Consider the following 8,518-nt stretch of genomic DNA (forward strand, 5'->3'; position numbering starts at 1 on the left):
ATTTTGGAGCGGGCTTTGCCTGTGCGTACAAACCCCAGCCAGCCAGGGTTGGGGCTGGAAACCGAAGCCGTGATGATTTCGATCACGTCACCGTTGTGCAGCTCGGAGCGCAGCGGCACCTGCTCACCGTTGACTTTGGCCGCGACGGCGCGGTGTCCCACGTCACTGTGAATGGCATAGGCAAAGTCGACGATGGTCGCGCCGCGCGGCATGGCCATGATCTGGCTCTTCGGCGTGAACACGTAGACCGCCTCGGGAAACAGGTCAATCTTGACGTGGTCCCAGAACTCCGCCGCATCGCGCGTTTCCTGCTGGATGTCGAGCAATGACTGCAGCCACTGCGTTCCCAGCCGCTGCGAAGCGTCACCGTCCGGGTCCGTGGCCTTGTACAGCCAGTGCGCCGCCACCCCGGACTCGGCCACCACATGCATGGCGTCGGTGCGCATCTGAAACTCGATATTGGTGCCGAAGGGGCCGACAAGGGTGGTATGCAGCGACTGGTAACCGTTGATCTTCGGAATCGCGATGTAGTCCTTGAACTTTCCAGGCAAGGGCTTGTAGAGCTGGTGCAACACTCCCATCGCGGTGTAGCAGGCTGTCAGATCCTTCACGATTACCCGAAATCCGTAGAGATCAGTCACCTGGGCAAACGAAAGGTGCTTTTCATCCATCTTGCGGTAAATGGAATACAGCGTTTTTTCCCGCCCCGAGATCATCACGGGCACGTGGGCGTTGGCAAAGGCCGATTCGACCTCGCCTTGCACGCGTTTGATCACGTCGCGCCGGCGCCCACGGGCCTTCTGCAGCGCTTTGGTCAGGGTGGCGTAGCGCCAGGGGTGCAGGTGCTGGAAAGAAAGGTCCTGAAGTTCCCTGTAAGTGGTGTTCAGGCCCAGGCGGTGGGCGATGGGCGCGTAAATGTCCAGCGTTTCGCGCGAAATTCGCGTCCACTTGGCACGGGGGACATCGCCCAACGTGCGCATGTTATGCGTCCGGTCAGCCAGTTTGATCAGGATGACCCGCACGTCGCGCGCCATGGCCAGCAGCATTTTCCGGAAGGACTCCGCCTGGTTTTCCTCCCGGGTGTTGAATTCCAGCTTTTCAAGCTTGGTCAGCCCGTCTACCAACTCGGCCACCGGCGCGCCAAACCGTTCGATCAGCTCAGGCTTGGTGACGCCGCAGTCTTCAATGGCGTCGTGCAACAAGGCGGCCATGAGCGCCTGCGCGTCCAGCTTCCATTCTGCGCACTGCTGTGCGACGGCGATGGGGTGGGTGATATAAGGTTCGCCGCTGTTGCGCAGCTGACCCAGATGGGCCTCATCGGCAAAACGATAGGCGCGGCGGACATTGTCGATGTCGGCGGCACTCATGTAATCGAGTTTCGCCGTGAGCGCGGCAAAGCTTGCCGCCGCTGCGTTGGCGGCGGCGGGGGTCGACTTGCTCGAAACAACAGGCGAAAGCATGACGCTCATGCCTTAAATGTATCGCGGCATGAATAAATCATGAAAAAAATGGACTTTATGAGGCCATAAATGCAAAAAGCACCGCATTGCGGTGCTTTTTTTGGGTGCCCGGTTTGGTTCAGGAAGGCACTTTTTTCAGCATTTCAAGGCCAATCTTGCCTTCGGCGATCTCGCGAAGAGCCGTAACGCCAGGTTTGTTCTTGCTTTCGATCTTGGCCGCGTGCCCCTGGCTGAGCATGCGCGCGCGATAGGTGGCAGCCAGCACCAGCTGGAAGCGGTTCGGGATTTTTTCGAGGCAGTCTTCAACGGTAATGCGGGCCATGGTGATCTCCGGTGTGATCGATAACGGGAAAAGCGGTGAAATCAGGGAATTTGAAGGGCCTGGAAGGTTTCGGCGCGGGCTCGCCGCTGGGCCGAAAACTTGAGCCGCTGGGCATGCACAATGGTTTTCAGGTCGAAAACTGCCCGCTCAAATAACTCGTTAATTATAACGAAGTCGAATTCCCGGGCCTGGGCCATCTCGGTGGCCGCGTTTTTAAGCCTCAGTTCGATGACTTCGGCGCTGTCCTCCCCCCGCCGCTGCAGGCGCGACCGCAACTCTTCCCAGCTTGGTGGGAGTATGAAAATCAGCACTGCGTTCGCAAAAATCCGCTTGATATTGATGGCGCCCTGGAAGTCGATCTCCAGGATCACATCAGCGCCCGTGGCGACCCTTTCCTCGATGGTCTGCCGCGAGGTTCCGTAGCGGTGGCCATGCACATGCGCCCATTCCAGGAAGGAATCGCGCAGCACCATGCCGTCAAAATCCTCGGGCGAGAGAAAAAAGTACTCCCTGCCGTGCTTTTCCTGGCCGCGTGGAGGGCGTGTGGTGTGCGACACCGCAGGCTGGATGCGGGAATCCAGCTCCAGAAGGGCTTTGACCAGGCTGGATTTGCCAGCCCCGCTGGGGGCGGCTACAACAAAGAGGTTTCCGGGGTAGTCCATGCGTCCTGGGCGTTGATTTCGGTGTTTTTTGCTGGCCGGCTGGCTGACCGGCGGGGCTATTCGATGTTCTGGACCTGCTCACGAATCTGCTCTATCAGCACTTTCATGTCGACAGAAATGCGTGTCAGTTCAAGGGACGCCGATTTGGAGCCCAGTGTATTGGCTTCGCGGTGCAGTTCCTGGATCAGGAAATCCAGGCGCTTGCCCAGCTCCCCGCCATTCGCCAGAAGGCGGTCAATTTCATCCAGGTGCGACGAAAGGCGGGTGATTTCCTCCGCCACATCAATGCGGATGGCAAAGGCTGTGGCCTCGGTGAGCGCGCGGTCTTGCGCAGCTTCCGGAAGCGTGGCGCCGTCCGACAGCGCCATGGCTTCTTTCCAGCGCTCCAGAAAGCGGGTTTTCTGTTGTTCCACCAGTTTGGGCACCATGGGCACCGCCAGCGCAGCCAGCGCACGCAGCTGTGCCGTGCGGTCAAGCAGCATCTCGGCCAGCCGTGCCCCTTCGCGTTCACGGGCTGCCATCAGCTCTTTCAGGGCCTTTTTGGCCAGTTTGAGCAGCTCATCGCTGTAGTCGTGTGGCTTTTTGTCCTCATTCGTGGCGATCCGCAGAATATCTGCCACGCTGAGAGCGGGCGCCTGCGGCAGCCAGGATTTGATGCTGTCCTCCAGCGATCCGAGCCGTTGCAAAGTCGCTGAAGATGGCGCGCGCAGGGTGCTTGCGGAGGTACTCTCCAGCGAAACCCGCACTTCCACCTTGCCGCGCTTGAGTTTGCCGGTGAGCAATTCGCGCAATGCGGGCTCAGCCTGCCTTAGTTCGTCGGGCAGGCGAAACGCCAAATCCAGGAACCGGCTGTTGACGGAGCGTATTTCGACGCCCAGACGGGAGCTGGCATCCGCGCCCGATTCAGTTTCCGGGGCGGATTGCGCCATGCTCGATTGCACGGCTGCATAACCCGTCATGCTGTAAACTGACATTTAAAAATACGCTTTACTAGAGAGAGAACAAGACCCAGACTGACCAAGTCATTCTGGCTCATCCCAAATTATGTCAAAGGTCAAGCCCGCACCATTGCCGCCCGACACCGTGATTGGTGGCTATCGTGTTGTGCGAAAGCTTTCAGCCGGTGGCTTTGGCGTAGTTTACTTGGCCGTTGATAACGAGGGCCAGCAGGTCGCCATCAAGGAATATCTGCCGTCGTCCCTGGCCGGCCGGGCCCCTGGGGAATTGCTCCCGCAGGTGCAACCCGAGAAGCTCTCGCTGTACCGCCTGGGGCTCAAGAGCTTCTTTGAAGAAGGCCGCTCACTGGCCCAGATTTCACATGGCTCGGTGGTGAGCGTGCTGAATTTCTTCCGCGAGAACGAGACCGTTTACATGGTCATGAACTACCTGGAGGGCGGAACCCTGCAGGATTTCATCATCACGGCCCGGGAGCTGAAAAAGCAGAAGGTGTTCCGCGAATCAACCATCCGGTCGCTTTTTGACGAGATCCKTCGTGGGCTGCGCATCGTGCACCAGCACAAGATGCTCCACCTGGACATCAAGCCTGCCAACATCTTTATTACCGACGACAACCGTGCCGTCATGATCGACTTCGGCGCCGCCCGCGAGGTATTGAGCAAGGAAGGCAACTTCATCCGCCCCATGTACACCCCCGGTTTTGCTGCGCCCGAGATGTACCGCAGGGACTCTTCCATGGGCCCCTGGACCGATATTTACGCGATCGGCGCCTGCATTTACGCCACCATGCAGGGCTATCCCCCCAACGATGCGCCGCAGCGCCTTGAAAAAGACCGCTTGTCGCTTGCCCTGTCTCGTTTGCGTGGGGTGTATTCCGACAACCTGATTGAGGTTGTAGAGTGGTGCATGTCCCTTGACCCCTTGTCACGGCCGCAGTCGGTATTTGCATTACAAAAAGAATTGAGCAGGGAAGGTGAGCGTCGTTACACCAAACTCACCGTCAGCGAAAAGGTTCGCCTTCAGTTTGACAACATGGTGTCTGACACGAAAAAAACAGCGCGCAAGGCCACTGGCTATGCGACGAAATTCAAATGAAATTCTCAGTCTTTCAGGTAAGCCGAAAAGGCGGGCGCGAGAAGAACGAAGACCGCATGGGCTATTGCTACACGCGCGAATCGGGCCTGTTTGTGCTGGCAGACGGCATGGGCGGCCACCCTGAAGGCGAAGTGGCGGCGCAGCTTGCGCTRCAGACCATTTCTGCGCTGTACCAGAAAGAAGCACGCCCCGTCATTGAAGACACCACCGAGTTTCTTTCCACCGCGCTGATGGCCGCGCACCACCAGATCATTCGCTACGCCAGCGAAAAAGGCATGCTCGACACGCCCCGCACCACGCTGGTTGCGGCGATTTTGCAGGGCACTGGCGCCACCTGGGTTCATTGCGGCGATTCGCGCCTGTATGTAGTGCGCGACGGCGAGTTGCTGACACGCACCCGCGACCACTCCTACCTGGAGCAGCAAAGCGCCGGCGTCATCAAGCTCGAACGAATCAATCGCAACATCCTGTTCACCTGCCTCGGCTCACCAACAAAGCCCGTTTTTGACGTTGCCGGGCCCGTAACCCTTCAGCAAGGCGACAAGCTGCTGCTGTGCTCCGACGGCCTCTGGGGCAGCCTCAGCGACGCGGAAATTGTGCGCCAGCTGGCCAGCAAGGGTGTTTCGGATGCCGTCCCCGACCTGGTCGAAAATGCCTTGCGCACCGGCGGCGAGCACAGCGACAACGTCACCGTGCTGGCCATGGAGTGGGAAACGCCTGACGCCTTCGAATCCACCCGCGGGGTGTCCACCGACAGCATCATGGACGGCGTCTTCGCCTCCACCATCCAGGCCGGCGTGCTGGACACGGTGGTTGACGATCTTGACGAGGCGACCATTGAGCGTTCCATCGCTGAAATCAACGAAGCCATTCGCCGCTCGGCTGCAAGAAAAGCCTGATACCCCGGCTTAGCCGTATCGGTGGCTGCGCCTTCGGCGCCGCTTGCCGTTTCCGTTTCTGCCCCACACCCGCTCCCGTTCCATTCCTGTTCACCCTTTTCAATTCCGCCATTCACCCGGCGACCAGCCAGAAAGCCATCCCATGAGTCAGTTTGAACGAAGCGGCGCGCGTGCGGCCGACGCCCTGCGCCCCGTACGCATCACCCGTCACTACACAGCCTACGCCGAAGGCTCGGTGCTCATCGAGTTCGGCGGCACCAAGGTGCTCTGCACGGCCTCCGTTGAAGAAAAAGTGCCCGGCCATAAAAAGGGCAGCGGCGAAGGCTGGGTCACCGCTGAGTACGGCATGCTGCCCCGTGCCACGCACACCCGCGGAGACCGCGAAGCCGCCCGCGGCAAGCAAAGCGGCCGCACGCAGGAAATCCAGCGCCTCATCGGCCGGTCGATGCGGTCGGTGTTTGACTTGAAGAAGCTCGGCGAGCGCACCATCCATCTCGATTGCGACGTCATCCAGGCCGACGGCGGCACCCGCACCGCCAGCATCACCGGCGCTTTTGTGGCTGCGCAGGACGCCGTCAACACCCTCCTGGCCAGCGGCAAGCTCCAGCAAACGCCCATCATCGACCACGTCGCCGCAATCTCGGTCGGCATCGTGCAAGGTACGCCCCTGCTGGACCTGGAATACACCGAAGACTCCGCCTGCGACACCGACATGAACGTCGTCATGACCGGCGCCGGCAATTACGTGGAAGTGCAGGGCACGGCCGAAGGCGCGGCGTTTTCCCGCAAGGAAATGGACGCGCTGCTGGTGCTGGCCGAAAAAGGCATCGTTGAGCTGGTCAGCCTGCAAAAGCAGGTGCTATCAAATTAATAGCTGCTTGCGCACGTCCCTATTGGGCTGGAACCACTTTTCTCTATGAAAATCGTACTTGCGTCGAACAACCAGGGCAAACTCGCCGAACTCAGGGCCATGTTCCTGCCCCTGGGTTTGACGCTGGTCAGCCAGGCTGACCTGGGGCTGCCCGAAGCCGACGAGCCCTTTCGCACCTTTGTCGAAAACGCCCTGGCCAAGGCCCGCCAGGCGTCCCGCCTCAGCGGCCTGCCCGCGCTGGCCGACGATGCCGGCCTGTGCGTGGACGCCTTTGGCGGCCTCCCCGGCGTAGACACCGCGTTTTACGCCACGCAGTTTGGCTACTCCAAAGGCGACGACAACAACGTCAAGGCCTTGCTCGAGCAAATGGCCGGCCTGACGCAACCCGCCCAGCGGCGCGCCGCACTGGTCAGCACGCTGGTGGCCGTGCGCTCTGCTGAAGACCCCGAGCCGTTGATTGCCTCAGGCCGCGTGGCCGGAGAGATCGCACCCGCGCCCGTCGGCAGCAACGGCTTCGGGTTTGACCCGGTGATGTACATCCCCGAGTTCGGCAAAACCTTCGCGCAGCTGCCCGTTGAAGTCAAAAACGCCAACAGCCATCGCGGCAAGGCCGCGCGCCACATGATCGAACTCATGCGTGAGCGGTGGCTGACATGAAACACCCCGTGGTTTCGCGCACTTCGTGTCGCGGCCTCCCCCTCAAGGGGCGGTACCTGCGGTCCGGCGAAGCCGGTCCCGCGGTGCCTGCTGGCCTGAGCGTCGACGGTGTGAGGCTCTGTCTTTTCTTCACGTCTATTGAATTGAGTTGATCGTGCAAGACATCCAGCACTACATGCGCAGCGGCACGCTGCAGCTGGCCGCGTTACCGCCGCTATCGCTGTACGTGCACCTGCCTTGGTGCCTAAAGAAATGCCCTTATTGCGATTTCAATTCGCATGAGGTCGCCGGCGAAATGCCAGAGCAGCGCTACATCGATGCCGTAGTGGCCGACCTGGAGGCCGCGCTGCCCTTGATCTGGGGCCGCATGGTCCACAGCATTTTTATTGGCGGCGGCACACCCAGCCTGTTTTCACCCCAGGCCATAGACCGCCTGGTCGCCGACATCCGCGCACGCCTGCGGCTAGAGGCCGACTGCGAAATCACCCTCGAAGCCAACCCCGGTACCTTTGAAAAAGACCGCTTCAAGGCCTTTCGCAGCGCCGGCGTCACGCGCCTGTCCGTCGGCGTGCAAAGCTTTGACGACAAACACCTCAAGGCCCTCGGCCGCGTGCACGACCGTGCCCAGGCCATCGCCGCGGTAGAAGAAGCCGCCCAAGCCTTCAACACCTTCAACCTCGACATCATGTACGCGCTTCCAGGCCAGACCATGCAAAGCCTGGAGCAAGACATGCGGCAGGCGCTGGCACTGCAGCCGCCCCACATCTCGATTTACCACCTCACCATCGAGCCCAACACCTACTTCGCCAAATTCCCGCCCGTGGTGCCTGAGGAAGACACCGCCTACGCCATGCTCGACAAAATCACCGAGATCACGCAGGCCGCCGGGTTGCAGCGCTATGAAGTGTCTGCCTATGCCAAGCCCGGCCACCGCTGCTTTCACAACCTCAACTATTGGCAGTTTGGCGACTACCTCGGCATAGGCGCCGGCGCCCACAGCAAGCTCAGCTTTGCACACCGCGTCGTCCGCCAGGTGCGTTACCGTGAGCCCAAGCTCTATATGGAAAAGGCTTTGGCCGGCGAAGCCGTCACGCAAGAAACCGAAGTCAGCCGCGCCGACCTGCCGTTCGAATTCATGCTCAACGCCTTGCGCCTGCGCGACGGCTTCAAGCTGCAAGACTTCACCGAAAAAACCGGCCTGCCCATCACCGCCATCCAGCGTGGCCTTGAAGAAGCCGAGCGCAAGGGCCTGATCGAACGCGACTTTGTGCACGTCAAACCCACCGAGCGCGGCTTTGACTTTTTGAACGACCTGCAGACATTGTTTTTGGCCGACTAGCATCCACGTCAACGCCGCACACCAGCCAACGCCAACGTCAACGCAACATCCCTCTACAAGATCCATGGAAACACCAGCCATCATTTTTCTGGTTATCAGCTGCGCCATCAGCTTCGCGCTGGGCCGGGTGTTTGTGCACTTCCGAGACAAGAAGCGCAAAGAAAAACTGCAGGCCCGCGAAGCCGAAGCATTGCGCAACCGCCCCCCAGAGCCCGAGTCCCTCAACAAGGCCAAGCGCAAGCGCCAGCTTCAACAG

10 protein-coding genes are annotated in these 8,518 nt (G+C 60.3%); 6 read left to right on the top strand and 4 right to left on the bottom strand.

Features of this window, described 5'->3' with window-relative positions; genetic code table 11:
• The 4 genes from AC1D0Z_RS12795 to AC1D0Z_RS12810 form a co-directional block, all read right to left on the bottom strand.
• Positions 1-1,460, bottom strand: a 1,460-nt coding sequence (locus tag AC1D0Z_RS12795) for a RelA/SpoT family protein (protein ID WP_477658623.1), incomplete at its 3' end; no start/stop codon positions are given.
• A gap of 118 nt (positions 1,461-1,578) precedes the next feature.
• Positions 1,579-1,782 (bottom strand): DNA-directed RNA polymerase subunit omega, encoded by a 204-nt coding sequence (gene rpoZ / locus AC1D0Z_RS12800; protein WP_011482283.1) that lies wholly within the window; start codon positions 1,780-1,782, stop codon positions 1,579-1,581.
• Positions 1,783-1,823: 41 nt separating this feature from the next.
• Entirely contained in the window at positions 1,824-2,444 is a 621-nt protein-coding gene (gene gmk / locus AC1D0Z_RS12805; protein WP_431098020.1) for a guanylate kinase, read from the bottom strand.
• Positions 2,445-2,500: 56 nt separating this feature from the next.
• A complete protein-coding gene (locus AC1D0Z_RS12810) occupies positions 2,501-3,418 on the bottom strand; it encodes a YicC/YloC family endoribonuclease (protein ID WP_477658618.1) in 918 nt (305 codons plus the stop codon).
• 70 nt (positions 3,419-3,488) lie between these two features.
• Between AC1D0Z_RS12810 and AC1D0Z_RS12815 the strand changes: the two genes are divergently transcribed.
• The 6 genes from AC1D0Z_RS12815 to AC1D0Z_RS12840 all read left to right on the top strand — a co-directional run.
• Entirely contained in the window at positions 3,489-4,496 is a 1,008-nt protein-coding gene (locus AC1D0Z_RS12815) for a serine/threonine protein kinase (RefSeq protein ID WP_477658619.1), read from the top strand.
• A complete protein-coding gene (locus AC1D0Z_RS12820; protein WP_477649611.1) occupies positions 4,493-5,395 on the top strand; it encodes a PP2C family protein-serine/threonine phosphatase in 903 nt (300 codons plus the stop codon). The genes AC1D0Z_RS12815 and AC1D0Z_RS12820 overlap by 4 nt, the downstream gene beginning before the upstream one ends.
• Positions 5,396-5,537: 142 nt before the next feature.
• A complete protein-coding gene (rph, locus tag AC1D0Z_RS12825) occupies positions 5,538-6,266 on the top strand; it encodes a ribonuclease PH (RefSeq protein ID WP_477658620.1) in 729 nt (242 codons plus the stop codon).
• Between the two features lie 45 nt (positions 6,267-6,311).
• Complete coding sequence (locus AC1D0Z_RS12830) at positions 6,312-6,923, top strand: non-canonical purine NTP pyrophosphatase (RefSeq protein WP_477658621.1); 612 nt, start codon at positions 6,312-6,314, stop codon at positions 6,921-6,923.
• Positions 6,924-7,098: 175 nt separating this feature from the next.
• Entirely contained in the window at positions 7,099-8,262 is a 1,164-nt protein-coding gene (gene hemW, locus AC1D0Z_RS12835; protein WP_477658624.1) for a radical SAM family heme chaperone HemW, read from the top strand.
• A 64-nt stretch (positions 8,263-8,326) separates the two neighbouring features.
• Positions 8,327-8,518: hypothetical protein (locus tag AC1D0Z_RS12840; protein ID WP_477658622.1), on the top strand; the 192-nt coding region annotated here is incomplete at its 3' end.

This window comes from Polaromonas sp. P1_E3 (genome assembly GCF_056405935.1).

Bases quoted from the DNA above. Each gene is read 5' to 3' on its own strand.
- rpoZ (WP_011482283.1), bottom strand. From the start codon at position 1,782: ATGGCCCGCATTACCGTTGAAGACTGCCTCGAAAAAATCCCGAACCGC.
- AC1D0Z_RS12810 (WP_477658618.1), bottom strand. From the start codon at position 3,418: ATGTCAGTTTACAGCATGACGGGTTATGCAGCCGTGCAATCGAGCATG.
- gmk (WP_431098020.1), bottom strand. From the start codon at position 2,444: ATGGACTACCCCGGAAACCTCTTTGTTGTAGCCGCCCCCAGCGGGGCT.
- AC1D0Z_RS12830 (WP_477658621.1), top strand. From the start codon at position 6,312: ATGAAAATCGTACTTGCGTCGAACAACCAGGGCAAACTCGCCGAACTC.
- hemW (WP_477658624.1), top strand. From the start codon at position 7,099: ATGCGCAGCGGCACGCTGCAGCTGGCCGCGTTACCGCCGCTATCGCTG.
- rph (WP_477658620.1), top strand. From the start codon at position 5,538: ATGAGTCAGTTTGAACGAAGCGGCGCGCGTGCGGCCGACGCCCTGCGC.